The sequence below is a fragment of the Halorussus salilacus genome, assembly GCF_024138125.1.
Taxonomy (GTDB): domain Archaea; phylum Halobacteriota; class Halobacteria; order Halobacteriales; family Haladaptataceae; genus Halorussus; species Halorussus salilacus.
The window spans coordinates 837,494-864,064 of the sequence record NZ_CP099993.1 but is presented as its reverse complement, the minus strand read 5'-3'; the positions used below and the strand labels follow the sequence as shown (position 1 = coordinate 864,064).

Sequence of the window (26,571 nt, the reverse complement as noted above, 5' to 3'; positions counted from 1 at the left end):
TCTCCCTGGCAAACGTTTCACTGGAACATGCGAAGCGGTTGAGCCTGCGAACTCTCCTCGGGGTCGGCCTCACCCATGCGCTGGGCGAGCTGCTCTTTCTGCTCGCTGATCTCCTCGGCACGCTCGACGAGATCGCCGGTGGCGACCTCGACGCCCGCCAGCGGCGCGATGCCGTGCTCGACGAGGATGCGCGCGGCCTCGGGGTCGGGGAACTGCGGGTCGCTCTCGACGATGAGGCCCACCGCGTCGAGACCGGTGGCGCTCGCCTCGTGGAGGAGCGCCCCGGTGGGACCGCTGACCGCGCCGCGCTCGACCGGGCTGTCGATGCCGTGGTCGTCGAGTCGCTCGCCTCCCGAGCCGGTGGCGACGCCGTACAGCGACGGAATCTCGCTCGCCTCCTTCTGGTGGGGAAGCCCGCTCATGTAGATCGGCGTCGCGTCGTTGTCGGCGAGCCACTCGGTGACGCAACTGGCGAACTCCGACGCCGCGGCGGCCGAGACCGGCACGTCGCTCTGGAGCGCCAGCAGGTCGCGCCCGGGGTCGGCGTAAATCCGGACCGGCGGCCGGAGCTCCGGGCTCCCCTCCTCGTAGACCGATATCCGGGGCAGACCCTCGCAGGCGAGGCTGGCGTAGTAGGTCATGTCGAACGCCTCGATTAGGTGGTCGGTCGCCAGCTTGCCGACCAGTCCGACGCCCGGCAGTCCCTCGACCAGCGTCGGGTCGTCCAGCTCCAACCCCTCGGCGTGTACGGTGACGCTTGCCATGTGGGACACTTGTATCAGCGAGCGCATAAAGTCCGGGGCCGCGGTCGCCGAGCGACGCTCGGCGACCGCCCGACCCGCTGTCCGGTCGCGGAGTCAGCGCTCGCTCTCGGATTCGGCGGTGTAGGCCAGTTCGAGCCGCAATACCGCCGAGCAGGAGATATTCTCGACCTCGAAGTCGATGCCTTCGACCTGCTCGTCGAGGTAGCCGTTGCACCGGCCGTGCTGGACGATGTTCTCTATCGTGGCCGGGGAACCGCACTCCGGGCAGTCGAAGTAGTAGCCGCTCTTGGTCTCGTGCATCGTGTCCGGGTCGAGTTCCATGCGCACGGCCTCGTCCCAGTCGATGTCGGCGGGTTCGGCGTCGTCTGCCATGGCCCACCCGACGGGAGAGAGACGGGTAACAGCTACGGCCAACTCATTCAGCTAGACACCGTTCTAAACAATATGCCCGATATTTCTAGGATCAGTAGAAGTGCGTGGATTGAGAGAATAAGAAGAGTAGCTAACTCTAAAGAAAGAATGAAATGCCATGTAGATAGGTGGCTAATGGATATCAGATTTATAGAAGTGAATGTGTTAACATATGGCTGACTAAATAGAGATCGATAAATATCAATTAATTTGTCAATAACCTCAAAGGAGATATAGCCGATAGATAGAACTACAACGAGGTACATGTGGTCTGACAATTGAGAGAGGAGTTTGGTAGATATATAATGGAAGACGTGGAGAAAGACTCCGAGACCAGTTATAAACGAGATTACAGATATTAATTGCAAAACAATATTGTGATTTGCGCTTGCTCGACTAAAAAGAGATTGTAGTATTAAACTAAATGCAAGGAAAAATATTATCAACTCGATGTTTTTCAGATGAAAAATTCCTCGCACAAATTCATCAAAGCTATCGAATTTCCCATATATCTTCTTAAATATTAAGAGGCCTATGAGTGAAGTCAGAACTAATGACCCAACAAACCCACCTTGGATTACTTCTGGAGCATTTGTTATACCCTCAGAACTTATATCTGAAATGTAAACAGCAAGTGCAGCGAATACACCCATAACAACAAAAAGATCCGACCAATCAGAAATAAACTGAGCGAGGTCAAAATCAGTTGATGGACTATTATATTCCTCTCTGTCTCCCATATTATTAATTTTACTACATCACTCACTATATACCCTTCCGTATATTTCCGAAACCCACAAACGCGGTTCGCCCGAACCTCCCGGTGATGGAGCAACTGGAGCGGTACGAACCCCTCGTCGGGGAGTTCGAAGCCTTCCGCGAGGCCTGCGAGCGCGCGCTCCCGTCGGTCGTCCGGGTCAACACCATCGAGGCGACCCCCGAGCGCGCGAAGGCCGCGCTGGACGAGGAGGGCGTCGGCTGGGACGACCGCGAGTGGTCGGACACGGTGCTGGAACTCGACACGACAAACCCCGGGAGTACGTGGGCCTCGTTCCACGGCTGGATTCACGGCCAGGAGGAGGTCTCGGCGATTCCCGCCGAGGTGCTCGACCCCGAACCCGGCGAGCGCGTCTGGGACGCCTGCGCCGCGCCGGGGAGCAAGACCACCCAGCTCGCCGCCCTGATGGACGACGAAGGACTGGTCGTCGCCAACGACAACAACCTCGGTCGCCTCTCGGCCCTGCGGTTCAACACCGAGCGACTCGGCGTGACGAACGCCGCGGTCACGAATCGGGACGCCCGGAACTTCTCGCTCAAGCCCTTCGATTTCGAGGCCTTCGACAAGGCGCTCGTGGACGTGCCCTGCTCGTGTGAGGGCACGATTCGGAAGAACCCCACCGCGCTCGACGACTGGTCGATGGACCACGTCCGGAGCGTCGCGGGCGTCCAGAAGGGCATCCTCCGGCGCGCGGTCCAAGCCACGCGCGAGAGGGGAACCGTGGTCTACTCGACCTGCACCTTCGCGCCCGAGGAGAACGAGGCGGTCCTCGACCACGTCCTCCGCGAGGAGGACTGCCGCCTCGTCGAGTTCGACGTGGGCCTCGACTCCCGGCCGGGAATCACCGAGTGGGACGGCGAGACCTACGACGAGAGCGTTCGGAAGGCCCAGCGGTTCTACCCCCACCTCAACGACACCGGCGGGTTCTTCTGCGCGAAACTGGAGGTGGGACCGTGAGCGACCCCGAAGCCACCAACGACGGCCAGCGGTTCGACCGCCTGCCCGAGACGGCCGCCGACCGCGAGGTCGAGGGCCGGGCGACCCGCGAGGAGGTCCTCGACTGGTGGGACCAGCGGTTCGGAATCCCGCCCGAGACCTTCGAGGGGTACAGCTTCTGGGAGAAGGGCAAGGGCAAAATCTGGATTCTCCGCGGGGACCTCGAATCGCCGGTCGGCGTCGAGGCGCTCGGGATGAAGTTCCTGCGCACCCGTCAGGAACACTGGAAGCCGACGATGAACGCGGTCCAGCGGTTCGGCCGGGGGGCGACCCGGAACGTCATCGAACTCACCCGCGAGCAGGCTCGCCGGTTCGCCCGGGGCGAGACCCAAGAGTTGGAGTGGGACGGCGACTGGGGGTATCTGGTCGCGGCCCACGAATTCGCCGGGGAGCCGGAACCCCTCGGCGTGGGGCTGTACATCCACGGTGAGTTGCAGAGTCCGGTGCCGAAGGGGCGTCAGCGGGAGCTATAGCCCTAACGCTGACGTGTCGGCGAAAACGCGGACGAGAACGCCGACGACGATGGAGTAGGTGAAGCTCACGAGGGTTCCGGCATACATCGGTTGCTCACCGATATACAACTGCATAAGGTTGTCTTCGGAAAGACAACTTTATCTAGTTGTCTCGTGGGCTGTCTTTCCGACGAACCGTCCCACCACCCAACCCCTCCCACTCGACCGCGAACCCCAACTCCGAGAGCACGGCGCTCGCGTCCTCGATTCCGTATTCGGCGAACACTTCCTCAGCCTCCGCGAACGACATCCCGTCCTCTATCTCCTCGGCCACGTTCCCCAGCACCGCGGGTCGAATCAGCGTCCGCCCCACGCGCTCGTGGTCGGGAAACGCCTTGCCCTCGATTGCGTCCTCGCTCACCCCGCGGTCGTCGGCGAGCCCTTCGAGCGAGATCACGTCCGCGTCGGGGACCAGTTCGTCCGGGAGGTCGGCCGCGCTCTCGGCGACCAGTTCGTCCTCGTAGCGCCGGAGGGCGTCGCGAACGTCCTTGAGTCGGATGGTCCCCGAGTAGGGAATCGCGCGGTGGTCGCGGGCGGCTATCTCCTCGCCGACGCCGAGGCTCTCGTCGACCGCGACCACCATCTCCACGTCCTCGACGCCTTCGAGCTGCGAGAGCTTCTTCTCGACGTACTCGGGCGTCCAGAACCCCATCACCTCGAAGAAGACCCGGAAGTCGGCGTGTCGGTAGTCGAACGCGAAGTCCGGAATCATCACCCGCGCGCCGGTTTCGAGGGGTTCGGGCTCGCGCACGAGGTCCCAGTCGAGGTCGAGCGACCCGAACCGGGCGGCGAAGTCGGCCTCGACCCCGCTGTCGAAGGTCACGTCGGCGACCGGTTCGGTGCCGGGCACGCCCACGGGGTCCTCGTGCGACAGCGAGAGGGTGCGCTCGGTGCCGTAGTCGTCGACGGTCGCGTCGAGGGTCCACGCGTCGGCCGTGGCGACGGTTCGGAGGAGGCGGGCGAACCGGGTGCCGTACCGCCGGGTCGACCGGAAGAGGGCGTCGGGGCCGGTCACGACGACCTCGCGGTCCGAGACGCGCGAGCGCGTCTCGGACCGCCCGCTTCGGTCGTCCGTCTTGCGAATTTCGTACATCAGCCGGAGGCGCTTGACCGCCGAGACCAGCGCCTTGGGGTCTGCGGTTCGGACGCGGACCTCGGTCGCGCCGAATAAGGCGGTCTGAGCCAGCGAGAGATTGTATTGGGCGAGGAGGTCGTCGGGGTCCCACCGCGCGTCGAACTCGGCGAGGACCTGTCGCTCGTCGAGGTCGGCGTAGAGCGAATCGGCGACCGCCTCGGGACCGACTCCGAGGCGGTCGCTCGCACGGGCGAGCGCGCTGGCGCGCTCGCCCGCCGCGACCACTCCGCCAGCGTCCCCGTCACCGTCCGTTTCGTCCCCGACCGCCTCGGCCTCCTCGAAGGCGACCCGGCGGGCGCGCTCGGGCGGGACCGCGGCGCGCGTCTCGAAGACCGCCTCGCGTTCGAGGAGCTTGGCGAACCCCCGGACGAGCTTGAAGTGGTCGGCCTCGGTTTCGAGGTCCTTCAGGGCGGCGTCGAGCTCGCGGCGGGGTTCGCCGACGTGGCCCTGATACGTGCCGAGGACCCGCGCGGCCAGCGGGCGATGTTCTCGCCCGCCGAACTGGGGGCGGTAGCCGCCCCCTGCGCGCGCGACCCGCAACAGGTCCTTGGTGAGCATACCCGACTCTCGGGACGGTACGTACAAAAACCGTCGGAAGGCCGAAGACACAAGACTCATTTCGCTGGAACGGGAGCCACGACCATGCGCAGACGTGACATCCTGCGGAAATGTGGCGGGGCCGCGGCGCTCGGCGGCCTCGGATTCCTCGCCGGGTGTACCGGCGGCGGGGCCGAAGACGAGGCGTCGGCCGACCTCGGGGTCGAGTCGTTCGACCCGCGGGAGAACGACGACGGGAAGCTCGTCGTCGCGGTGACCGTCCGGAACGACGGCGACGCCGAGGGGACGGGCTACCTCTACGTCACCGTCGAGGCTGGCGAGGACATCTCGCGCGAGTCCGCGGAGCTGACGGTCGAACCCGGAGAGACGGCGACGGCCGACCTCGAGTTCACCTTCGACTACGAGACGTTCGACCGGGGCGGAAGCATCGAGACCGACCTCCGGGACGAGTAGCACCCGCCGAGCGAGGCCTCGGGGTGCTGTCAGCGCCGACGCTCGGCCACCCGCTCCTCGGCCGTCTCGGCGGTGACGACCTCGTAGAGCAGGGCGGGCCGGTCGTCGTCGGTCGGCCGGAGGATGCGTCCGAGCCGCTGGGTGAACTCTCGCTCGCTCCCGCTCCCCGAGAGGACGACCGCGACGTTGGCGTCGGGAACGTCGACGCCCTCGTCGAGGACGTTCGAGGTGACGACTCGTGAGTAGGTCCCCTCGCGGAACCGCTCCAGAATCTCGCGGCGCTCGGCGGTCCCGGTCTGGTGGGTGATCGCGGGGAGCAGGAACCGCTCCGAGAGCCGGTAGACGAGGTCGTTGTGCGCGGTGAAGACGATGACCCGGTCGCCGCGGTGGTCCGCGAGGATTCCTTCGAGCGCGTCGACCTTGGCGTCGCTGTTCATCATCACCTCGCGTGCGCGCTGTTTCGCCAGCAGGGCCTCGCGGGCCCGCGGGTCCGACCCCGAGCGCTTGACCAGTTCCTGGTAGTCGCTGCCGCTCTGCATCCGGATGTTCGAACTGGCGAGGTAGTTCGTGAACACCTCGTTGGCCGCCTCGTAGCGCTCGCGCTCTTCGGCCGTCAGCTCGACTTCGAGGCGCTTGATGTCGTAGGGCGCGAGGTGCTCGCCCGCGAGGTCGTCGGGGTCGATGGCGTACGCCTTCTCGCCCACGAGGTCGGCGACCACCTCGTGCGCGCCGTCGGGGCGCTCGAAGGTCGCCGTGAGGCCCATTCTGGCGGGCGCGGCCAGCAGGCGCGCGATGTCCCGGTACCCCTCGCCGCCGAGGTGGTGGACCTCGTCGAAGACCGCGAGCCCGAACCGGTCGCCGAGTTCGTCGGCCCGGAGGTACGCCGAGTCGTAGGTCGAAACGGTGAGGGGTTCGACGGTCTGCTCGCCGCCGCCCAGTTGACCCACGGGAATCCCGAACTCCGCCTCCAGTTCGCGTCGCCACTGCTCCAGCAGGTCGATGGTCGGGACCACGACGAGGGTCGCGACCTGCAGGTCCTCGATGGCCTTCAGTCCGATGACGGTCTTGCCGCTCCCGGTCGGGAGTTCTAACACCCCTCGGCGACCCGCCTCTTCCCACGCCGAGAGGGCGTCGCGCTGATAGGCCCGGAGTTCGTAGCTCGACGCCACGTCCGGCAGGTCGGGGGCGTCGAGGACTCGGTCCTCGTACGAGAGCCCCCGCTCGTCCAGATGCTCGCGCAGGGCGGCGTACCGGAAGGCGGGCGCTCGCCGGGTCTTCGAGCGCGCGTCGGCCTCGGTGTGGGGGAGGTCGAGGGCGGGGTCGGCCTCGACCCGCAGGGTCCCGTCCTCGAAGGCGAGGGTCGCGTCGGGCACGGTTGGTCGTCCCTCCGCACTCCGCCGCCTTAAACCGTGTGACGGCAGACGAACCGGACCACGGGAATCAGCAGGCCAACCGAACCACCGGAATCAGCAGGCCAACCGAACCACCGGAATCAGCAGGCCAACCGCACCACGGAATAGCGGCCGGTGACGCGAACCGCAAGGGTGGGACTGAAAGGGGCCGCCCGCTCGCGCACCGCTTGGTCGTCTCAGCGACCTCTATCCGCGCCGATGCGGTGCGGTGCTGTGAGGCGCGGATATGTCGCTGAGCGGCCTCCTCGTGAGCGGAGCGAACGAGGGCTCGGCAGAGCTCCGCTCTGCAGGTGGCGAGCGGGCGGGGATTTCGAGGAAAACGTAGTGTCTCACCAATTGCGATTCAGAGCGAGCGGGCGGGGGCTTTCTGGGCGTTCTTCGCCTCGGTCACTTTCTCGACTCCTAGACGGGCACGTTCGTTAAGTTCCCGCGCGGCGTGTCTCCGACGAGACCATGGGGGAACTGGACAAGCGGCAGGCGGCGCGACTCGTCGACCGAGTCATCGAGGTGGTAGCGGCGTGGCCCCACGTCAACACCAACGAACACCGCTTCGAGGGTCGGGAGTTCACGCTCGGCCCGCGCGAGGTGGGCCACGTCCACCGGTGGGGAATCGTGGACGTGCCGTTCACCGATGGCCTGCGCGACCGGCTCATCGAGGAGGACCGGACCGGCGAGCACCACGTAGTCCCCGAGTCGGGGTGGACCACCCACTACGTCGAGGACGAGGACGACGTGGCGGAGGCCATCTGGCTGTTGCGCCTGTCGTACCTCTACCACGTCAAGACGCTCAAGCGGACGCCCGCCGGGGCCGAGATGTTCGAGGACGTGGACGTCGAGGAGGAGTTGGACGAACTGGGCGTGAGCGACGAGGTGCGGGCGGCGTTCGAGCGGCGGGGACGCGAGGAGTCGTGAGTTCGCGAGCGCCGCCAGCGCGCCCGGTGGTCCCCGTAGCGCTCCGAAATCGCCCGTCGCGGCGCGCTTTCTGAATCCTTAAACGCGTCCAACGACTTCTACCGAACATGACCGAGGAGGAAGTCACCGAGCAGGTTCGGGAGGACGCCGAGGACGAGGTGGCCGACGCCGAACGAGCAGACGCCGAGGACGCGGCCGAGAGCGCGGAATCGGACGCGACCGACTCCGACGCCGGGGACGAGGTCGCCGACGCTCTCGGCCCCAAGAGCACCTCGCTCGTCGCGAAGGTCGCGCTCGAAGACGAGTCGCTCGCCGCCGACCTCGAAGCCCACCTCGCCGACCTCGAAACCGCGCGCGAGGAGGCCGAACAGCGCGCCGAGGACCTCGAATCGAAGCTCAAGCGCAACAGGGCCGACTTCCAGAACTACAAGAAGCGCGCGAAGAAGCGCCAAGAGCAGATGGAGGCCCGCGCGACCGAGGACCTCGTCGAGCGCCTGCTCGACGTTCGGGACAACCTCGTGCGCGCACTCGACGCCGACCACGACGACGTCGAGAGCATCCGCGAGGGCGTCGAGATGACCCGCAAGGAACTCGACCGCGTGTTCGACGAGGAGGACGTCTCGCCCATCGACCCCGAACCCGGCGCGGAGACCGACCCCCAGCGCCACGAGGTGATGATGCAGGTCGAGAGCGACCAGCCCGAGGGAACCGTCGCCGACGTCTACCAGCCCGGGTACGAGATGGGCGACAGAGTTCTGCGGGCGGCACAGGTCACGGTCAGCGAGGGCGACGAGTAGCGCTACTCCGACTGACAGGGGTCGGCGACCTGCTTGCGCGAGGTTACGTCGTCTCGCGGGGTAATCTCGTCGGGACTCCGATTTCGAACGATGACCACGTCGTAGGCCTCGTCGGTCGCGATACTCTGGCCGACGGTCGCCATCGACGTGACGAAGTGGCCCGCGTTGTCGCTCCCGACGAACACCAGCCGGGCGTCTTCGTCCTTCGCGATTTTCCGGACGCGCTTTGCGATGGTCCCCGACGGCGCGTACCGGTCTACGACCTCGTAGCGGAACTCGGCTTCCGGACACACGCTCGCGACCTTCTTGCGAAGGTTCGTCACGACCGACTTCATGTCGAGGCGCTCGTTCGGACCTACCCATCCCTTCTCTCTGGCGTATTCGTCGTTCTCACCCGGGAGTACGGTCACCGCGAGCAAGTCGTCGTCCAACACCGACCGGAACTCCGCGGCGCGAACGAGTGCTGCTTCCGACAGGTCCGACCCGTCGAATGGAACGAGTAGCGTCATACCACCACTCTTTGGGACGTACAGTAAATATGCCTCGGTTTCCCACAGAAATTGATGTATTTTGATACTAATTATTGAGATATCAAAAGCTCCCGCATGCCGAGCGAAACGTAGAATTGTGGTCGGATATATAAGTATGGTATCCTCTGTCGAATCGATTCTCGAAAACCGCAAGCGGGGGCCGACCTGACTCTGGAGGGACGTACGCCGAGACTAGCAAGGCTTAAACGGCAGAACGCGCAACGTATCGAACAAGATGGCGAGTAACAAGATTCTGGGAATCGACCTCGGTACCACGAACAGCGCGTTCGCGGTGATGGAGGGCGGCGACCCGGAGATCATCGTCAACAGCGAGGGCGACCGCACCACCCCCTCGGTCGTCGCGTTCGACGACGGCGAGCGCCTCGTCGGGAAACCGGCGAAGAACCAGGCCGTCCAGAACCCCGAGCGCACGATCCAGTCGATCAAGCGCCACATGGGCGAGGACGACTACACCGTCGAGGTCGACGGCGAGGAGTACACTCCCGAGCAGATCTCGGCGATGACCCTCCAGAAAATAAAGCGCGACGCCGAGGAGTACCTCGGCGACGAGGTCGAGAAGGCGGTCATCACGGTCCCCGCCTACTTCAACGACAAACAGCGCCAAGCGACCAAGGACGCCGGTGAAATCGCCGGGTTCGAGGTCGAGCGCATCGTCAACGAACCGACCGCGGCGTCGATGGCCTACGGCCTCGACGACGAGTCCGACCAGACCGTGCTCGTCTACGACCTCGGCGGGGGCACCTTCGACGTCTCCATCCTCGACCTCGGCGGCGGCGTCTACGAGGTCGTCGCCACCAACGGCGACAACGACCTCGGGGGCGACGACTGGGACGAGGCCATCATCGACTACCTCGCCGAGGAGTTCGAGAACGACCACGGTATCGACCTCCGCGAGGACCGCCAAGCCCTCCAGCGCCTGAAGGACGCGGCCGAGGAGGCCAAGATCGAACTCTCATCCCGGAAGGAGACCGACGTCAACCTCCCGTTCATCACCGCGACCGACGACGGCCCGGTCCACCTCGAAGAGAGCCTCACCCGCGCGAAGTTCGAGAGCCTCACGTCGGACCTCATCGACCGGACGGTCGGCCCGACCGAGCAGGCCTTAGAGGACGCGGGCTACGACGAGAGCGACATCGACGAGGTCATCCTCGTGGGCGGGTCGACCCGGATGCCCCAGGTCGCCGAGAAGGTCGAGGAGCTGACCGGTCAGGAGCCCAAGAAGAACGTCAACCCCGACGAGGCGGTCGCGCTCGGTGCCGCGATTCAGGGCGGGGTCCTCTCGGGCGACGTGGACGACATCGTCCTGCTCGACGTGACCCCCCTCTCGCTCGGTATCGAGGTCAAGGGTGGGTTGTTCGAGCGCCTCATCGAGAAGAACACCACCATCCCAACCGAGGAGTCGAAGGTGTTCACCACCGCGGCCGACAACCAGACCTCGGTGCAGGTCCGGGTCTTCCAGGGCGAGCGCGAAATCGCCGAGGAGAACGAACTCCTCGGGGAGTTCCAGCTGACGGGCATCCCGCCCGCGCCCGCCGGAACGCCCCAGATCGAGGTCGGCTTCAACATCGACGAGAACGGTATCGTCAACGTCACCGCCGAGGACCAGGGCTCGGGCAACGCCGAGTCCATCACCATCGAGGGCGGCGCTGGCCTCTCGGACGAACAGATCGAGCAGATGCAGGAGGAGGCCGAACAGCACGCCGAGGAGGACGAGCAACGCCGCGAGCGCATCGAGGCGCGCAACGCCGCCGAGAGCGCGGTCCAGCGCGCCGAGACCCTGCTGGAGGAGAACGAGGAGAACGTCGACGACGACCTCCGCGAGTCCATCGAGGACGAGATCGACAACGTCCGGGAGGTCCTCGCCGACGAGGACGCCGACAAGGAGGAGTTAGAGGACGCCACCGAGGCTCTGAGCTCCGAGCTCCAGGAGATCGGCAAGCAGATGTACCAGCAACAGGCGCAGGCGGGTGCTGGCGGCGCTGGCGCTGGTGCGGGTCCCGGCGGCGCGGGTGCGGCCGGTGCCGGACCCGGCGGCATGGGCGGGCAGGCCGCAGGCGGCGCTGGCGACGACGAGTACGTCGACGCCGACTTCGAGGACGTGGACGACGACGAGGAGTGACGAGGAGACGACGCGCGAGTCGGACCGCGGTCCGACTCGCGTTCGAGCACAGCGCGCCAACGCACCCTTGAAGTGACTCCGAAGTTTATCGACTGACAACGAATGAGCGAGGACTTCTACGACGTACTCGGCGTGAGCAGGGACGCCGACGAGGACGAGATCAAATCCGCCTACCGCGAGAAGGCGACCGAGTACCACCCCGACGTGAGCGACGACCCGAACGCCGAGGAGAAGTTCAAGAAGGTGAAAAAGGCCAAGGAGGTCCTGACCGACGACCAGAAGCGCCAGGCCTACGACCGGATGGGCCACGAGCGGTTCGAGCAGGCCGAGAAGCGCGGCGGCTTCGACGGCGGCGCTGGCGGCGCTGGCGGCGGGATGGGCGGTCAGGGTCCGTTCGGCGGGATGGGCGGTCAGGGCGGCATGGGCGACATCTTCGAGCAGTTCTTCGGCGGCGGCCGCGGCCGCCGGTCCGACCGCCCGCAGAAGGGCAACGACCTCCGGACCCAGCTCACCATCGACCTCGAAGAGGCCTACGAGGGCGTCCAGAAGCAGGTCACCGTCCGCAGACCGGAGCGCTGTGACACCTGCGACGGCGAGGGCCACCCGCCGGGCACCGACTCCCAGACCTGCCGGGAGTGCAACGGCCGGGGGCAGGTCACACAGGTGCAGGAGACGCCGCTCGGTCGGGTCCAGCAGACCCAGACCTGCCGACGCTGTGGTGGCGAGGGCGAGATATACGCCGAGACCTGTGGCGACTGCGGCGGCGACGGCGTGGTCCAGCGCGAGGCCACCCTCTCGGTCGAGGTCCCGGCGGGCATCCAGTCGGGCCAGACCCTCCAGATGGAGCGGGAGGCCGCGCCCGGCCCGAACGGCGGGCCCAACGGCGACCTCCTCATCGAGGTCGAGGTCGACGAGCACCCCGACTTCGAGCGCGAGGGCGACGACCTCTTCCACCAGCACGCCATCTCGTTCCCGCAGGCGACGTTCGGCGACACCGTGGAGGTGCCCACGCTCGACGGGTCGGTCGAGATGGACGTGCCCGCCGGAACCCAGAGCGGCGAGCGATTCCGCCTGCAGGGCAAGGGGATGCCACGGCTCCGGCGGCGGGGCCACGGCGACCTCTACGTGCAGGTGCAGGTCGTCACCCCCGAGAGCCTCAACGACGAACAGCGCGAGGCCCTCGAACAGTTCGCGGAGGCTGGCGGCGAGGAAGTCGATGTCGAGCAGGGCTTCTTCGAGAAGATCAGGAACAGTCTCTGAACTAATTTTGGTTAATATTGGTTTTTCTGAAGCAACAGCGACTCAAAGACTACTGTATGTTGTTTTATGAATCCTTATTCTCGTCAAAAACACTCTCTAAATCTTCTTTCAACTCTTCTGGTACATCCTCTTCATCAATATTGTCAATTGCGTCATAGTCGGCCTTACTTTTACCAAACCTAAGAATAGTCGAGACTAGAGCGCTTACAGAGGCCAATAGATGCAAAAATAGAGCAAAAAAGATGTAGAACACCCATCGGTCATATGAAAGAGATTGGAGAAGGGCACCAGCAAGAGTTGTTATAAGTGATAGCGTTACAGTATATTCAAATATAGCTAAAAGTTCGTCAAAGCCACCTTCATCTCGAAAGAAAGCTAGAAAATCTTTATCGGAAAAGGATACAAGAATAGCAAGACCGGTAAGTGTAACAGCAATGAGGGACTGTGAAATTCCTGTAGCAGCATTCACAAAATTCCTCATTCCTCTTTGTGAGAAAATTCCTGGGGTACCGAAGAATACTACCCCTACAATTAATGCGGGAATCCAAAGATATAGTGATAAAAATAATTCTTTTAACCCATATTTTCTAAACCGTTTCCATGACCCTCTTGTCACCATTGATCCAAATACGATTTTGCTGTGCTTATGAGTTGGTTAGAATAATTATGGAGTGCTCCAAGATTCTCAATTTCTTCATCAGTTCTAGTGGTAGCTGGCTCTGATTCAGATGAAACAACCTTTAGAACGTCATCATCACCATATTCTACCCTCCATGATTCACCATATTCCGACATAGACATGCTCGTTACTTGTTCGATAAAGTCCTCATGCACGTTAATTCCTTCCCCCTCAAAACGCTCTGCGCTTATACCTAATTTCTCGACCAACATCTCTTGCATGGACTCATCCAAATCTTCAAAGGCAGGATCAGGTCCTGGATTTGTTGGTCTAAGCTCCGCTTCAATTTTAAATACAGGATACTCTTCAAGAACGTTTTCTAGTTGCTCCTCATTGTGTAGTAGTTCTAATTTAAGATTAACTGCATCGCTAATCACATTCTTAAACCCTTTCTGGAAATTCTCCACGAAATTATTATTCCTAACCCGGTAGGTTGAACTGAACGCAATGACTCTAGTCTCGAAGTCAATTATAAACATAGAGTAATCTGCGTCAGGTGTCTCCTCATCAAGTTCAACAAAATCACCTATCTCTTGATCATAAAGAGTAGGCTCGTCAGAGAAAGTCTTCCCAAATTTACCGTATATTAATCCATTGTGTTCTTCAACCCTGCCAAAATACCACCCACCACTTTCAGTATGTACTACAGCATCGTTATGATTCAAATACTGTTCCAATGCTGTGCGTTTTCGCTCATCTTCTGATTGACTTAAATCATATTCTGCCCCAAGAGGTAAAGTTCCTGAAATGTTGAACTTGGCAAAGTAGAATTTTGTTCCCGCCATTATTACAAATATAGTGCTTTACTGTACATGTTATTTTTGATTCAATCATGGTATGTGGCGTTACTTCGGCACCAATGAAGCCACCGATTTTTGCCGTCGGGGTCCCTACTCCGATTCGATGGCCCCAGCCCCGATGTACGAATCGTTCGCCGCGGTCACCCTGCTGGTCCTCGGGTTGCTCATCGTGCTCGCCCGGGCCTCTCAGGCCATGTTCGCCGACTCCGGCGACGACTCGGCCGGGACTCCGGCGGGCGGCGGCGACCAGCGTCCCGAGGACGGCCACACCTCCGAGGTCCCCGCGACCGGGGCCGCCCGCATCGAGCGCCACCGCGACGCGGGCGGGGAGTGGAACGACCCGCCCGGGGTCGCGGTCGGCGAGGCCGGGGACGAGGCCGACGACTCGGAGAACGAGGGGCCGTGGCGCGACGGCGACGAGACGCCGTGGGGCGAGAACGAGGCCGAGGCCGACGCCCGGCGGGGCCGCGAACGCCGCGGTCCGGACCCCGAGTCGTTGACCACCGGGGCCCTGCTGGCGAACGTCGCGGTCAGTCAGGGCTTCTTCGGCGCGATTCTGGTGGGCGCGGCGTGGCTCGGCTCGATTCCGCTCGCCGACCTCGGGCTGGCGGTCGGCGACCCGTGGCGGACCGGCGTCCCCGCGGTCGGCCTCGGGGCGGCGCTCGGCGTCGCGCTCTACGTCGCAAACGAACTCAGCACCGAAGTGCTGGATGCGACCGGTATCGAGTACTCCGAGGGCCTCCGCGAGGAACTCGCGCCCGACACGCCCCGGGGGTGGGCGATATTACTCGGGGTCGTCCTCCCGGTCATCGCGGGCTTCGAGGAACTCCTCTTTCGGGCCGCGCTGGTCGGCGCGTTCGCCGCGGGGTTCGGCGTCTCGCCGTGGGTGCTCGCCGGACTCTCGACGGTCGCGTTCGCGGTCGGTCACGGCGCGCAGGGACCGGGCGGGGTGGTCGTGACCGGCGTCCTCGGGTTCGCGCTCGCGGCCGCGTTCGTCCTCACGGGGAGCCTGGTGGTCGTGGTGGTCGCCCACTACCTAGTCAACGCGCTGGAGTTCGCGGTCCACGAGGGGCTCGGTATCGAGTGGGCCTGACCCCGGAGACGTCCGGACGAACGCCGACCGAACGTTTTTGATACGAGATAGGTAACTCCGAATACGGAACAGACATGACCGGGAACGCGACCATCGCCAGCGACACGGACGACTCGACCGGTGGAGACCAAGACGACTCGACGGCTGGCGACACCGACGGCTTCTTCGGCTTTCTCGCGGGCTTGTACGCGGCGGCGCTCCTCGCCCCGGCTGTCGCTATCTGGGTCGCGCTCCGGGTGAGCGGGGACCCCGGCGTGCTGTACTTCGTGATTCTCGGAACCGCCGTGGTCGTGACGTCCGGGGTTGGCTGGGTCGCGCGTCGGGAGTCGTTCGCGATTCGTCTCGGCGCGAGTCGGTGGGTCTGGGCCGTGATGGTCGTCCCGTTCGGCTACTTCGGCGTCCTCCCCGCGGTGGCCGATGGTCGCTCCGGCGACCCGCCCGGCGTCGTCGGAATCGCACTTGTCGGAGCCATCGCTGGACTCTTCGTCGGTATCGGTCTGGTCGTGGCCGCCAGGAACCGACGGGCCAAGGCGGCACTGGCGGGCTCGGAGAAATTGGCGACCTTCACCGCCCCGGCCCCCGAGCGCGACCGCCGGATGGTGACCCGGGCGGTGGCCGGACTGTTCGCCGTCGGGATACTGGCCGTCGTCGGGTCGGCGGTCCTCGACTTCCCGCCGCTCCGGTGGCTGTTCCAGGTGCTCGTTCCGGCCGGGCCAGCTCTCTACGGCTCGACCACCTCCCGGCGGGTCACGGTCTCGGACGCCGGACTGGTGGTCGGCAATCCGGTTAGCAAGCAGTTCCGACCGTGGACCGCCTACGAGAGCTACGACGTGACCGACGACGCGCTCGTCCTGCGCCGCGCGGGGTGGTCACTGTGGGGCCTGCGCGACCTGCGTCGGGACCCCGCCGACATCGAGGACCCGGAGGCGGTCGCGGCCGCGCTCGATGAGCTCCTGCCGCGTCGGGAGGCGTGACCTCGTATCGCGGCGAACCGGCGTGACCCGTGCCGGACGCGGTGCGCGGCACCGCGTCCGGCACGGACCGAAATCGGCGGCCGATACGGGGACCGAAACCGGCGGCGGGTACAGGAATCGAAACCGGCTACCGCCGTCGAGGCAGGTGAGCAAATTACTTGACGTGTCCCCACAATTTTTGCCACAAGGAGGGTACGTACCATGGATACGCTACAGGACGTAGACGAGGTCGTTCACGAACCCAGCGAGGAGTTCGTGGAGTCGACGAACGTCTACCAGTTCATGCGGGACCACGACATCGACGACTACGACGAGCTCATCGAGCGGACCTGCAACGAGGTCGAGGGCGTCGAGGAGTCGGGCATCGAGTGGTTCTGGGACGAGATGGTCGACTACCTCGACATAGACTTCTACGAGGACTACGACGCGGTCCGAGACGACAGCGAGGGCCCGCAGTTCTCGGAGTGGTACCCGGGCGGCGAACTCAACATCGCCCACAACGTCGTCGACCGACACGCTCGCCCCGACAGCGAGACCCGCAACAAGGTCGCCACTATCTGGGAGGGCGAGGACGGCGAGGTCCGCGAGGTCACGTTCCACGAACTCGCCCGCCAGTCGAACAAGGTCGCCAACGCCCTCGAAGAGCGGGGCGTCGGGAAGGGCGACGCCGTGGGGCTGTACATGCCGATGGTGCCGGAGGTCGTCTCCATCCTCTACGGCGCGTTCAAGGTCGGAGCCATCGCGGTCCCCATCTTCTCGGGGTTCGGCGTCGAGGCGACCGCGACACGCATCGCCGACCCCGAGTGTTCGGTGCTGTTCACCGCCGACGGCTTCTACCGCCGGGGGAGCGAGGTGACGCTGAAGGACGCCGCCGACGAGGCCATCGACGAGGCCGGGCACGTCGAGCACACCATCGTCTACGAGCGCCTCGGTCACATCTCCAGCGACGAGGTGTCGCTGTCGTGGCGGAGCCGCGACGAGTCGTGGGACGACGCGGTCGAGACCCAGTCCGACGAGTACGACACCGCGTCGCTCGATTCGTCGGACGAGTCGATGTTGCTGTACTCCTCGGGCACCACCGGCAAGCCCAAGGGCATCGTCCACACCCACGCCGGTGCCCTGATGCAGGCCGCCAAGGAGATTTACTTCGGCTTCGACCACAAGCCGAGCGACCGGTTCTTCTGGGTGTCGGACATCGGGTGGATGATGGGGCCGTGGACCCTCATCGGCAACCACGCGTTCGGCGGCACCGTCTTCATGTACGAGGGCGCGCCCGACCACCCCGAACCCGACCGCTTCTGGGAGATGATAGACCGCCACGCCATCACCACGTTCGGCATCTCCCCCACGGCGATCCGCGCCCTGCGCAAGTACGGCGACGAGTGGCTGGCTGACCACGACCTCTCTACGCTCCGCCTGCTCGGGTCGACCGGCGAACCGTGGGACCCCGAGAGCTGGCAGTGGTTCTACGAGAACGTGGGTGGCGGTGAAGCGCCCATCATCAACATCTCGGGCGGCACCGAGATAATGGGCTGTTTCCTGATGCCGATGCCCATCCAGTCGCTCAAGCCCTGCAGCCTCGGCGGGCCGGGACTCGGCATGGACATCGACATCGTGAACTCGGCGGGCGAGTCCATCGCTGACACCCACGAGCGGGGCTTCCTCGTGGCCCGCGACTCGTGTCCATCGATGACCAAGAGCCTCTGGGCGGGCGACGAGCGCTACCTCGAAGAGTACTGGTCGACCTTCGAGGACCCGCCGCTGTGGGACCACGGCGACTGGGCCCAGAAGGACGAGGACGGATTCTGGTTCCTCCACGGCCGGGCCGACGACGCCATCAACGTCGCCGGGCGCAAAGTGGGCCCCGCCGAAGTGGAGGGCGCGCTCATCGACCACGACGCCGTGAATCAGGCCGCCGCCGTGGGCGTTCCGGACGACACCACCGGGCAGGCCGTGGTCGCCTACGTCATCCTCGAAGACGGCTACGACGCGGGCGACGACCTCCGCGAGGAACTCCGCGCGCAGGTCGGCGAGGAGCTGGGGAAACCGTTCCGCCCCCGCGAGGTGCTTTTCGTCTCGGAGTTCCCCAAGACCCAGTCCGGGAAGATCATCCGGCGGGCCATCGAGGCGACCTACACCGGCGAGGACCTCGGAGACATGTCCAGCATCGAGAACCCCGAGGCGCTGGAGAAGTTGGAAGCCGCCGAGTAGCTACTCGAACAGTTTCTCCGTCCGTTCTATCGACTCGATCTTCGCCACGTCCCCGTCGTCGAGCGCCAGTGCCAGCGCCGCGAGGTTCTCCCGGAGGTGGGCGTCGCTGGCCGACCGCGGAATAGGGACGACGTTCGGCAGGCTCGCGAGCCACGCGAGGCTGACCTGCGCGGGCGTGGCGTCGTGCTTCTCGGCGACCGCCCGGAGTTCGGGCACCTCGAACACCTCGCCCTGCGCGAGCGGCGAGTAGGCCACGAGCCGGTAGCCGCGCCGTTGGGCGTCCTCGCGGAGCTCGGGCTGGCGGTACAGCGGGTGCATCTCGACCTGATTCGCGAGCAGGGGGGCGTCCAGCACCTCTCGGGCCTCCGCGACCTGCTCGGGCGAGAAGTTGCTCACACCGACGTTCCGGACCAGCCCCTCCTCGCGGAGCCGGTCGAACGCCGGGAGCGTCTCCTCGGGGTCGTACTCCCCGATGGGCCGGTGGACGTACAGCAGGTCCACGTAGTCGAGGCCCAGGCGGTCGAGGCTGGCCTCGGTGCTCGCGACCACGTCCGCCGGGGCCAGCTCGTCGACCCACACCTTGGTCGCCACGAACAGGTCCTCGCGGGCCGCCGCCGCCCGCTCGATGCCCGCCCCGACGACCGCCTCGTTGTCGTATATCTGGGCGGTGTCGAGGTGGCGATACCCCGTCTCGACCGCCGACGCGACCCGGTCGGGGTCCTCGATGCCCATCGTTCCGAGGCCCACCGGCCCCATCGTCGCCGCTCCGGGCGTCCCCCCTTCGGTCCGACGCTCGTCCATACGCACTCTCCCGTCGCCGGGCGCTTAACTCCGGGGAATCCCGAACCCGGGTCACGCGAGGGCGTCGACGGGCCGGACGACCGCGCTCTCGGGGGCGTCGCCCTCGGCCACCGCGAAGTCGCCCACCGCGTCGCCGTCGGGGAAGAGTATCGTCGCGCCCGCGAGCAGGGGCGCGAGGACGCCCGCGACGACGGTTCCGGGGTCGGCGAGCGGCGCGCGAACCGCCACCTCGTCGTCGGGTTCGAGGCCCCACCCGTCGGCCGCTTCGCGCGCACCGGCGAGCAGGTCGGCGTGGGAGAACTCGCGGTCGGCGAGTTCGCCGTCAGCCCCGCGGTCGCGCTCGTCGCGAGCGACGAGCGCGACCGCCTCTGGGTCGACGGGCGTCTCGGGAAACGCCGGGTTCTCGCTCCACACGTCGCGCTCGAAGTGGGCGACCGCGGGGTCGTCGGGCGGGCCGCCGTAGGCGACGCGCTGGGTGCCCGGCGACACCTCGTAGCGTTCGATTTCGTCGCACGGTGCGACCACGACGCGGGCGTCGATGGCGGGGTCGCCCGCGTCGCGGTCCCGCGAGGGGCCGAACCGCGTCCTCGCACCGAGGAGGGCCGCACCGAGAAACGAGAAGACGGCCTCGGGTTCGGGGTCGTCTGCGACCGCGACGGTCGAGTCGTCGTGGACCCCTCGCCGCCGCCAGAAGTTGCCGGTCTTCCACGCGGTCGTGCAGAACCGCCGATAGTCGTAGCTCCGGTTCTCGCGCGGGGCGACGAGCGCGGGGTCGTCCGAGCGCCGCTCGCGGGCGACGAGGTCGCCGATGGTGTCCATGCTCGGCGGTTCGGCCGCCGGGGAGAAAAGGGCCGACGGTTCGGCTCCGTTCGGGTGACAGTCCGACCTGTTCGATGGCCGGGCTTATTCGGACCGGACGAGAACGCTCGACTCGACGGCGCGGCCCCGCGGGCCGCGCCGACGGGCTGGTATCCCGGTCCCAACTACCGACCCATTCTGACCTCGTCGCTCGCCCGGAGAGCCGGGGCTCTCCGGGCGAGCGACGGCGTCGAAAAGTCGGCGCGGGCGGTCCGGTCGCTACTCGGCGGCGACCTCGTCGGTCGCGATTTCGACGGGCTCGCCGTCGTCGCGGGACATCGCCGACCGGACCGCGACCGCGAGGCCCGCCAGCAGGCCGACCTTCGTTCCGGTTCGTTCGCTCGCGACCGCGCGGACGACGACCGTCGCCACGACGAACGCGACGATACCGCTCAGGAGGGTCTTCTTGAGTCCCATGTTTCACACTACGACAGGTCAGGTCAAATAGGTTCGCGTTTCGGCCGACGAGAGCGAGGGCCGTCGCGCGGATGTCGGGAAAACCGAGAACGGAAAACGCGGATTCGCTACTGCGGGCTCGGACTGCCGGTGCCCGACCGGCCGACCTGCCGGTCGAGCGCCGACCCGGTGATGTTCTTGAGGCGGTCGACGAGGCTGTCCTTCTCGGCCTCGCCAGCGAGCGCGACTTCGAGCACCTCGCTGATGTGGGAGACGGGGATGATCTCGATCTGCTCCTCGTACTCCTCTTCGATCATCACGTCGTCCTCGTTCGCCGCGGGGATGATGACCGTGTCGAGACCCGACTTGGCGGCGGCCTCGATCTTGTGGGTGACGCCGCCGACCGGGAGCACGTCGCCCCGGACCGACAGCGACCCGGTCATCGCGAGGTTCTGGTGGATGGGGATGTCCTCCAGCGCGGAGATGACGGCGGTCGCGACCGTGATCGAGGCCGAGTCGCCGTCGACGCCCTGCTGTCCGGCTTGAACGAACTGGATGTGAACGTCCTTCTGGGAGATGTCCTCGTCGGAGAACTTCTTGATGATGGCCGAGACGTTCTGGACCGCCTCCTCGGCCATCTCCTTGAGCTGGCCGGTGGCGATGACGTCTCCCGGCCCCTGCGAGGGCGTGACCTCGGCCATCACGGGCAGGACGATGCCCGAGTCCTCGCCCATCACGGCGAGGCCGTTGACCCGGCCGACCACGTCGCCGTCGTTGACCGTGAGCTCGTAGTCCTTGCGGCGCTCGATGTAGTCGTCGGCGACCTGTTGCTCGATGGAGCGACTCCGGCGCTTGGCCTGTAGCACGTCCTCGCGGTCGGTCTGGTCCTTGTTCTCGGCGCGGGCGATGTCGCCCGCCACCCGGACCAGCCCGCCGAGGTCCCGGAGCTTGAGCGTGAGGTGCTCCTTGCGACCCGACCGGCGCTGGGCTTCGAGGATGACCTCCTCGACGGCCTCCTCGGTGAAGTGGGGCAACCGCCCGTCGTTCTCGACTTCCTGGGCGATGAACCGGGTGTACTTGCGGCGCATCTCGGGGGTGTCCTCGATGGTGTCGTCCATGTACACCTCGTAGCCGTACCCCTTGATGCGCGACCGCAGCGCGGGGTGCATGTTCTCCATCGCGTCCATGTTCCCTGCGGCGATCATGATGAAATCACAGGGGACGGGCTCGGTCTGGACCATCGCGCCCGAGGAGCGCTCGGACTGGCCCGTGATGGAGAACTCGCCCTCCTGAATCGCGGTCATCAGCTTCTGCTGGGACCGGATGTCGAGGGTGTTGATCTCGTCGACGAACAGCACGCCCTTGTTGGCCTTGTGGATCGCGCCGGGTTCGACGCGGTCGTGACTCGGCGTCTCCATCCCACCCGACTGGAAGGGGTCGTGGCGTACGTCGCCCAGCAGGGCACCCGCGTGAGCGCCGGTGGCGTCCTCGAAGGGCGCGGTGGTCTGGTCGGCGGTGTTGACCAGCAGGTTCGGAATCATCGCGTCGCTCCCCCGCGACCCGTACCGGAACGCGAGATAGATGACCCCCGCCGCGAGGATTCCGAGAAGCGGTCGCTGTGCGATGAGAAGCGCGTACCCCACCACGATGGCGATGATGACCCACATCAGGAACGACCGCATCTGGTTGCGCTTGCGGGCCTCCTCCTTGTGGGCGTCGATGATCTGCTCGCCCTTGCCCGCCGGGACGGTCCGAACCTTGGGTTCGTTGCCGTCGTCGGGGTTGTGGTAGACGAGCACGTCCTGGAGGTCCTCCTTCGGGAGGAGTTCGCTCATCGCCTTCGCCAGCATCGACTTCCCCGTCCCCGGCGACCCGATCATCATGACGTGGCGGCGCTGTTTGGCCGCTTTCTGGACCACATCGCGGGCGTGGTCCTGACCGATGACCTGGTCTACCAGGCGGTCGGGGACCTCGATCTCCTCGGTCGTGTCGATCTCCAGACCGCCGAGCAGGTCGTCTTCGAGGACCGATTCGTCTTCGACGTCGGGTTCGACGTCGCTCCCGAGGTCCTCGAACTTCGAGCCGTCCTGCTCGCGCGTCGTCGAGCCCTCCCGCTCGCGCGTCGTCGAGCCTTCCTGCTCGCGTGTTTGCTCCGGCGGCGGAGCGTCGTTATCGGTATCCTTACTCATAGAACTGCCCTGTACGTATCCGAAAGGAGGGGCGGCGAACTGATATACTTTCTCCCTCCCGTGTTGCGGTATAGCGCCGGTGATTTCGCGGGTAGAGCCGCCCGAAACCCCGTTCGACCCGCGCGGGGCGACTCGCCACCCTTATAAAACTCCCCGGCGCAACGCTACTGTATGGCTCGCGGGTTCTACATCGGGCGGTTCCAGCCCTACCACAACGGCCACCACAACGTGGTCGAGACCATCGCCGAGGAGGTCGACGAACTCGTCCTCGGCATCGGGAGCGCGGGCGACTCCCACAGCCGACACGACCCCTTCACGGCGGGCGAGCGCATCATGATGATCACCAAGTCGCTGGTCGACTCGGACTTGGTGACCTACGCGGTCCCCATCGAGGACTTGGACCGCAACTCGGTGTGGGTCAGCCACGTCCAGAGCATGAGCCCCGACTTCGACGTCGCCTACTCGAACAACCCCCTCGTCATCCAGCTGTTCACGGAGGCGGGCGTCGAGGTCCGCCAGTCGCCGATGTTCAACCGCGACGTGCTGGAGGGCACCGAGGTCCGCGAGCGGATGATCGCAGACGAGGACTGGGAAAGGCTGGTCCCCGACCCCGTGGTCGAGGTGATCCGGGAGATCGACGGCATCGAGCGCATCCAGCGGGTGAGCGACTCCGACAGCAACGGGGTGTAGTCGGGTGTTCGGAGGACCGGGGTTCGTCCTCCATTTCTACTGAGACGCTATCGACATCCGGCGCGCGAGCAACGCGCGAGGGACGACCGAGCGCCCGGAGGGCGCGACGGAGGAGGCTGGGGAGGACGAGGTGCGGTTTCTCCTCGGTACCGAGAATAGCTAGCTCAGAAACATTCGAGACGGAATTCGGACTGTCGAAGCTAGCTACCTCCGGTACCAAGGAGAGACCGCAACCGCACCGCAGAAGCCTCACACCTCCCCAACCGACTGCGGTCCTCGGTCGTCGCTACGCTCCTCCCTGCGGTCCTCGCCCCTCGCGCGTGTCGCGCGACGCCAAACAGCGGCGTCACGCCGGAAGACAAACCGCGTCTTCCGAGCAATCGCGCCGTCGGCGCGATGACGCCAGCACGCGCCGGGTGGGTTGTTCCATCGAGTGGCCGGGTGGGCTGTTCCATCGAGTGTAACGAGTGGATTATCTTGGCGAGGTCGTTGACCGCGTTCGAGTTCGAACTCAAGCTTTTACACGGAGCAAGCGCCAACCCCCACACATGATAACGCTCGCCTCGGACTTCGGCACGCCCTACCCGGCGGCGATGAAGGGCGTGATACTCGGGCGGACCGACGCGCGACTGGTCGACGTGGCCCACGACTTCCCGCGACAGGACGTGCGTTCGGCGGCGTTCTGGCTGCGGGAGGTCCTCCCCTACTTCCCGCCCGCGGTCCACCTCGTCGTGGTCGACCCCGGGGTCGGTACCGACCGCGCCGCGCTCGCGGTCCGGGCGGGCGACCACGCGCTCGTGGGGCCGGACAACGGGGTCCTGCTCCCGGCGGCCCGCGCGCTGGCGTCGCCCGCGGTCGCGGGCGACGCCAGCGCGCCCGACGCCGGAATCGAGGTCTTCGAGGTCGAGTACGACGACGCGGAGACCGAGAGCAGTACCTTCCACGGCCGGGACGTGTTCGCGCCCGCCGCGGCCGACGTTCACGAGGCTGGTACCGGGTCGTTCGAGTCGCTGGACCGAATCGCCCCCGTCGACGACTACGCCGACCTCCGGTTTCCCGCCCCGGACCTCGACCGCGATTCGGGCGCGGCGGTCGGCGAGGTGCTGGTGGTCGACGGCTTCGGAAACGCGGTCACCAACCTCCCCGGTGACCTGCTCGCCGGTCGCGATGCGGTGCGGGTGAACGGCGAGCACGCGCCGGTCGCGCGGGCCTACGCCGCGCTCGCCCCCAGCGAGCGGCTGGTCACGGTCGGGAGCCACGGCAACGTCGAACTCGCGGTGAACCGGGGACGCGGCGACGAGGCGTTCGGCGTCTCGGTCGGCGACGGGGTGCGCGTGACGTGGTGATCGCGGCACCCGACCCCTTCGCGGTGATGAACGTGGTCGGCCTGCTGGCGTTCGCGGTCGTGGGGTCGCTGCGGGCCATCGACGCCGACCTCGACCTGCTCGGCGTTGGCGTGCTGGGCGTGATGACCGCGCTCGGCGGCGGGGTCACCCGCGACCTGCTGGTCGACAGCGTGCCGGTCGCGCTCCGGTCGACGACCGACGTGAGCGTCGCGCTGGCGGGGGTCGGTGTCGGACTCGCGGTCGGTCGCGTCGTCGGCGACGTGACCGACCACTCGGTCGTCCTGCTAGCCGACGCGGTCGGCCTCGCGGCGTTCGCAGCGACCGGGGCGCTGGTCGCCGCCGACGCGGGGCTGTCGGCGTTCGGCGTCGTCGTGCTCGCTACCGTGACGGGGGTCGGCGGCGGTCTCCTGAGCGACGTGCTCCTCCGGAACGTCCCCGCGGTCCTCGTCGAGGACTTCTACGCCACCTGCGCGCTGGTCGGCGGGGTCGCCTTCTGGGCGCTGGCGAGCGTCGGCGTCGGTGACGGGACGAACGCGGCGGTCTGCGCGGGCCTCGTGCTCGGTCTCCGCCTGCTCGCCATCCGGTACGACTGGGAGCTCCCGACCGTCTGAGTTCCCGAAAACCGCTATCGGGCACTCCCTTCGTCGTACTTCGAGGCGATGCTCACGAGTCCGAACAGGACCGCCAGCACCGAACCGGTCGCAAGCACGCCGAACGCCGCCATCGAGACCGGCGTCATCCCGAACGAGACCACGCCCGCGAGGTCCATCGCAACGCCCCGCTCCTGACCGCTCGCGCCGACGACCGCGCCGAGGAGCCCGGCCAGCGCGACCACCGCTATCGCGACGATTGCGAAGACGGGGCGGCCCGATATCTCGGAGACTTCGGTCACGCGCGTCGGTTGGCGCTCGCGGGGATTAGGGCTATCGGTACTCGTTCAGCCGCTCTTTGAGGTCGGCGGCCGCCTCTCCGGCGGCCTCGTCGAACGGTCGGTCCGAGTCCTCGCCCGCGAAGATGATGCCTCGGGTGGAGTTGACCAGTCCCGCGCCGTTCGCGGCGGCCGCGCAGCGCGCGGCCGCCGCCACGTCCCCGCCCTGCGCGCCGACGCCGGGCACGAGGAACGGCAGGTCGGGGACGCGCTCGCGAACCGCGCGGAGTTCGTCGGGCGTGGTCGCGCCGACCACCAGACCGACGTTGCCGTGGCCCTGCTCGTTCCACTCGCTCGCGAGGTCGGCGACGCGCTCGTAGACGAGGTCGCCGGAGGCCAATTCGAGCTCCTGAACGTCCGCCCCGCCGGGGTTCGAGGTCCGACAGAGCAGGAAACAGCCCGCCTCCTCGCGGTCGAGGAAGGGCGCGAGCGAGTCCCGGCCGAGGAAGGGGTTGAGCGTGATGGCGTCCACCGAGTCCAACACCTTCGCGTACTGGCGGGACGTGTTGCCGATGTCGGCGCGCTTGGCGTCGAGCAGGACCGGGACGCCCTTCTCGCGGGCGTGTTCGACCGTCTTCTCCAGCGCTCGCCACCCCGCCGGGTCCTCGTAGAACGCGGCGTTGGGCTTGAAGACCGCGGCGTGCTCGTGGGTCGCGTCGACGATGCGGCGGTTGAACGCCCAGCGCGGCAGGTCGGCGTCCCGGACCGCCTCGGGGAGTCGGTCCGGGTCGGGGTCGAGGCCGACCGAGACGACGCTGTCGATGTCGGCGATGCGGTCGGCGAGGCGGTCGAAGAACGCGGTCATTGGCGGGTATTTCGGGGGTGGCGATACAAAAGCGTCGAATTCCGCCATCCCCGCTTGGAGGTGGCCGACGGACCGATTGCCCGACGTTCTCGCGCTCCTCGCGAATCCACCGCCTACCGGCCGGTGGGACAATCCACGGGGCG

Annotated in this window: 27 protein-coding genes; 13 read left to right on the top strand and 14 right to left on the bottom strand. The window is 65.9% G+C overall.

Annotation, left to right across the window (positions count from 1 at the left end; all coding sequences use genetic code 11):
- Window positions 1-17: 17 nt before the first annotated feature.
- From NGM10_RS04390 to NGM10_RS04380, 3 genes are all read right to left on the bottom strand, one after another.
- Window positions 18-764, bottom strand: a complete 747-nt coding sequence (locus NGM10_RS04390; RefSeq protein WP_253482218.1) for a proteasome assembly chaperone family protein — start codon at window positions 762-764, stop codon at window positions 18-20.
- Between the two features lie 93 nt (window positions 765-857).
- The gene (locus tag NGM10_RS04385) at window positions 858-1,136 is read right to left on the bottom strand and encodes a hypothetical protein (protein WP_253482216.1); all 279 of its coding nucleotides are present in this window, start codon (window positions 1,134-1,136) and stop codon (window positions 858-860) included.
- 47 nt (window positions 1,137-1,183) lie between these two features.
- Window positions 1,184-1,915: a hypothetical protein gene (locus tag NGM10_RS04380; protein ID WP_253482214.1), complete on the bottom strand. Its 732-nt coding sequence runs from the start codon at window positions 1,913-1,915 to the stop codon at window positions 1,184-1,186.
- 86 nt (window positions 1,916-2,001) lie between these two features.
- On the opposite strand from NGM10_RS04380, the gene NGM10_RS04375 reads away from it, so the two are divergent.
- Window positions 2,002-2,910: an RsmB/NOP family class I SAM-dependent RNA methyltransferase gene (locus NGM10_RS04375; RefSeq protein ID WP_253482212.1), complete on the top strand. Its 909-nt coding sequence runs from the start codon at window positions 2,002-2,004 to the stop codon at window positions 2,908-2,910.
- On the top strand, window positions 2,907-3,422 hold the full coding sequence (locus NGM10_RS04370) for a DUF7122 family protein (protein WP_253482210.1): 516 nt from the start codon (window positions 2,907-2,909) through the stop codon (window positions 3,420-3,422). Before NGM10_RS04375 ends, NGM10_RS04370 begins: the two co-directional genes overlap by 4 nt.
- Window positions 3,423-3,564: 142 nt before the next feature.
- On the opposite strand, the gene NGM10_RS04365 is transcribed toward NGM10_RS04370, so the two are convergent.
- Window positions 3,565-5,154: a DUF790 family protein gene (locus tag NGM10_RS04365; RefSeq protein ID WP_253482208.1), complete on the bottom strand. Its 1,590-nt coding sequence runs from the start codon at window positions 5,152-5,154 to the stop codon at window positions 3,565-3,567.
- Window positions 5,155-5,238: 84 nt separating this feature from the next.
- Between NGM10_RS04365 and NGM10_RS04360 the strand changes: the two genes are divergently transcribed.
- The gene (locus tag NGM10_RS04360; RefSeq protein WP_253482205.1) at window positions 5,239-5,607 is read left to right on the top strand and encodes a hypothetical protein; all 369 of its coding nucleotides are present in this window, start codon (window positions 5,239-5,241) and stop codon (window positions 5,605-5,607) included.
- A 29-nt stretch (window positions 5,608-5,636) separates the two neighbouring features.
- Here NGM10_RS04360 and NGM10_RS04355 read toward each other — a convergent pair whose 3' ends face one another.
- Window positions 5,637-6,980: a DEAD/DEAH box helicase gene (locus NGM10_RS04355; protein WP_253482202.1), complete on the bottom strand. Its 1,344-nt coding sequence runs from the start codon at window positions 6,978-6,980 to the stop codon at window positions 5,637-5,639.
- Between the two features lie 492 nt (window positions 6,981-7,472).
- Between NGM10_RS04355 and NGM10_RS04350 the strand changes: the two genes are divergently transcribed.
- A complete protein-coding gene (locus NGM10_RS04350) occupies window positions 7,473-7,931 on the top strand; it encodes a luciferase domain-containing protein (protein ID WP_253482199.1) in 459 nt (152 codons plus the stop codon).
- A gap of 107 nt (window positions 7,932-8,038) precedes the next feature.
- On the top strand, window positions 8,039-8,728 hold the full coding sequence (locus NGM10_RS04345; RefSeq protein WP_253482196.1) for a nucleotide exchange factor GrpE: 690 nt from the start codon (window positions 8,039-8,041) through the stop codon (window positions 8,726-8,728).
- Window positions 8,729-8,730: 2 nt separating this feature from the next.
- Here NGM10_RS04345 and NGM10_RS04340 read toward each other — a convergent pair whose 3' ends face one another.
- Window positions 8,731-9,237 (bottom strand): universal stress protein, encoded by a 507-nt coding sequence (locus NGM10_RS04340; protein ID WP_253482193.1) that lies wholly within the window; start codon window positions 9,235-9,237, stop codon window positions 8,731-8,733.
- A 256-nt stretch (window positions 9,238-9,493) separates the two neighbouring features.
- On the opposite strand from NGM10_RS04340, the gene dnaK reads away from it, so the two are divergent.
- Window positions 9,494-11,398 (top strand): molecular chaperone DnaK, encoded by a 1,905-nt coding sequence (gene dnaK, locus NGM10_RS04335; RefSeq protein WP_253482190.1) that lies wholly within the window; start codon window positions 9,494-9,496, stop codon window positions 11,396-11,398.
- A gap of 102 nt (window positions 11,399-11,500) precedes the next feature.
- The gene (gene dnaJ, locus NGM10_RS04330) at window positions 11,501-12,658 is read left to right on the top strand and encodes a molecular chaperone DnaJ (protein WP_253482187.1); all 1,158 of its coding nucleotides are present in this window, start codon (window positions 11,501-11,503) and stop codon (window positions 12,656-12,658) included.
- A gap of 64 nt (window positions 12,659-12,722) precedes the next feature.
- On the opposite strand, the gene NGM10_RS04325 is transcribed toward dnaJ, so the two are convergent.
- Entirely contained in the window at window positions 12,723-13,277 is a 555-nt protein-coding gene (locus NGM10_RS04325) for a hypothetical protein (protein ID WP_253482184.1), read from the bottom strand.
- On the bottom strand, window positions 13,271-14,122 hold the full coding sequence (locus NGM10_RS04320; RefSeq protein ID WP_253482181.1) for a DUF4747 family protein: 852 nt from the start codon (window positions 14,120-14,122) through the stop codon (window positions 13,271-13,273). The genes NGM10_RS04325 and NGM10_RS04320 overlap by 7 nt, the downstream gene beginning before the upstream one ends.
- A gap of 118 nt (window positions 14,123-14,240) precedes the next feature.
- Here NGM10_RS04320 and NGM10_RS04315 point away from each other — a divergent pair, with 118 nt between their 5' ends.
- The 3 genes from NGM10_RS04315 to NGM10_RS04305 all read left to right on the top strand — a co-directional run bounded on the left by NGM10_RS04315 (window position 14,241) and on the right by NGM10_RS04305 (window position 18,415).
- A complete protein-coding gene (locus NGM10_RS04315) occupies window positions 14,241-15,230 on the top strand; it encodes a CPBP family intramembrane glutamic endopeptidase (protein WP_253482178.1) in 990 nt (329 codons plus the stop codon).
- A gap of 74 nt (window positions 15,231-15,304) precedes the next feature.
- Window positions 15,305-16,204 carry a hypothetical protein gene (locus NGM10_RS04310; protein WP_253482175.1) on the top strand — a complete coding sequence of 300 codons (900 nt, stop codon included), beginning with the start codon at window positions 15,305-15,307 and terminating at the stop codon, window positions 16,202-16,204.
- Between the two features lie 201 nt (window positions 16,205-16,405).
- Window positions 16,406-18,415: an AMP-binding protein gene (locus tag NGM10_RS04305; RefSeq protein WP_253482172.1), complete on the top strand. Its 2,010-nt coding sequence runs from the start codon at window positions 16,406-16,408 to the stop codon at window positions 18,413-18,415.
- Here the strand turns inward: NGM10_RS04305 and NGM10_RS04300 are convergent, their stop codons facing one another.
- The 4 genes from NGM10_RS04300 to lonB form a co-directional block, all read right to left on the bottom strand.
- Window positions 18,416-19,216 carry an aldo/keto reductase gene (locus tag NGM10_RS04300; protein ID WP_253482169.1) on the bottom strand — a complete coding sequence of 267 codons (801 nt, stop codon included), beginning with the start codon at window positions 19,214-19,216 and terminating at the stop codon, window positions 18,416-18,418.
- Window positions 19,217-19,267: 51 nt separating this feature from the next.
- Window positions 19,268-20,035: an acyl-CoA synthetase family protein gene (locus NGM10_RS04295; protein ID WP_253482166.1), complete on the bottom strand. Its 768-nt coding sequence runs from the start codon at window positions 20,033-20,035 to the stop codon at window positions 19,268-19,270.
- 258 nt (window positions 20,036-20,293) lie between these two features.
- On the bottom strand, window positions 20,294-20,491 hold the full coding sequence (locus NGM10_RS04290; protein WP_253482163.1) for a hypothetical protein: 198 nt from the start codon (window positions 20,489-20,491) through the stop codon (window positions 20,294-20,296).
- Between the two features lie 107 nt (window positions 20,492-20,598).
- Entirely contained in the window at window positions 20,599-22,659 is a 2,061-nt protein-coding gene (lonB, locus tag NGM10_RS04285) for an ATP-dependent protease LonB (RefSeq protein ID WP_253482160.1), read from the bottom strand.
- 171 nt (window positions 22,660-22,830) lie between these two features.
- On the opposite strand from lonB, the gene NGM10_RS04280 reads away from it, so the two are divergent.
- The 3 genes from NGM10_RS04280 (at window position 22,831) to NGM10_RS04270 (ending at window position 25,306) form a co-directional block, all read left to right on the top strand.
- Entirely contained in the window at window positions 22,831-23,349 is a 519-nt protein-coding gene (locus NGM10_RS04280) for a nicotinamide-nucleotide adenylyltransferase (protein ID WP_253482157.1), read from the top strand.
- A gap of 548 nt (window positions 23,350-23,897) precedes the next feature.
- Window positions 23,898-24,695: an SAM hydrolase/SAM-dependent halogenase family protein gene (locus NGM10_RS04275; RefSeq protein WP_253482155.1), complete on the top strand. Its 798-nt coding sequence runs from the start codon at window positions 23,898-23,900 to the stop codon at window positions 24,693-24,695.
- Window positions 24,689-25,306: a trimeric intracellular cation channel family protein gene (locus tag NGM10_RS04270; RefSeq protein ID WP_368408644.1), complete on the top strand. Its 618-nt coding sequence runs from the start codon at window positions 24,689-24,691 to the stop codon at window positions 25,304-25,306. Before NGM10_RS04275 ends, NGM10_RS04270 begins: the two co-directional genes overlap by 7 nt.
- A 14-nt stretch (window positions 25,307-25,320) precedes the next feature.
- Here NGM10_RS04270 and NGM10_RS04265 read toward each other — a convergent pair whose 3' ends face one another.
- On the bottom strand, window positions 25,321-25,587 hold the full coding sequence (locus NGM10_RS04265; RefSeq protein ID WP_253482153.1) for a DUF7520 family protein: 267 nt from the start codon (window positions 25,585-25,587) through the stop codon (window positions 25,321-25,323).
- Window positions 25,588-25,618: 31 nt separating this feature from the next.
- Window positions 25,619-26,428, bottom strand: coding sequence for an orotidine-5'-phosphate decarboxylase (gene pyrF, locus NGM10_RS04260; protein WP_253482152.1), 810 nt, complete (start codon window positions 26,426-26,428; stop codon window positions 25,619-25,621).
- Window positions 26,429-26,571: the final 143 nt, after the last annotated feature.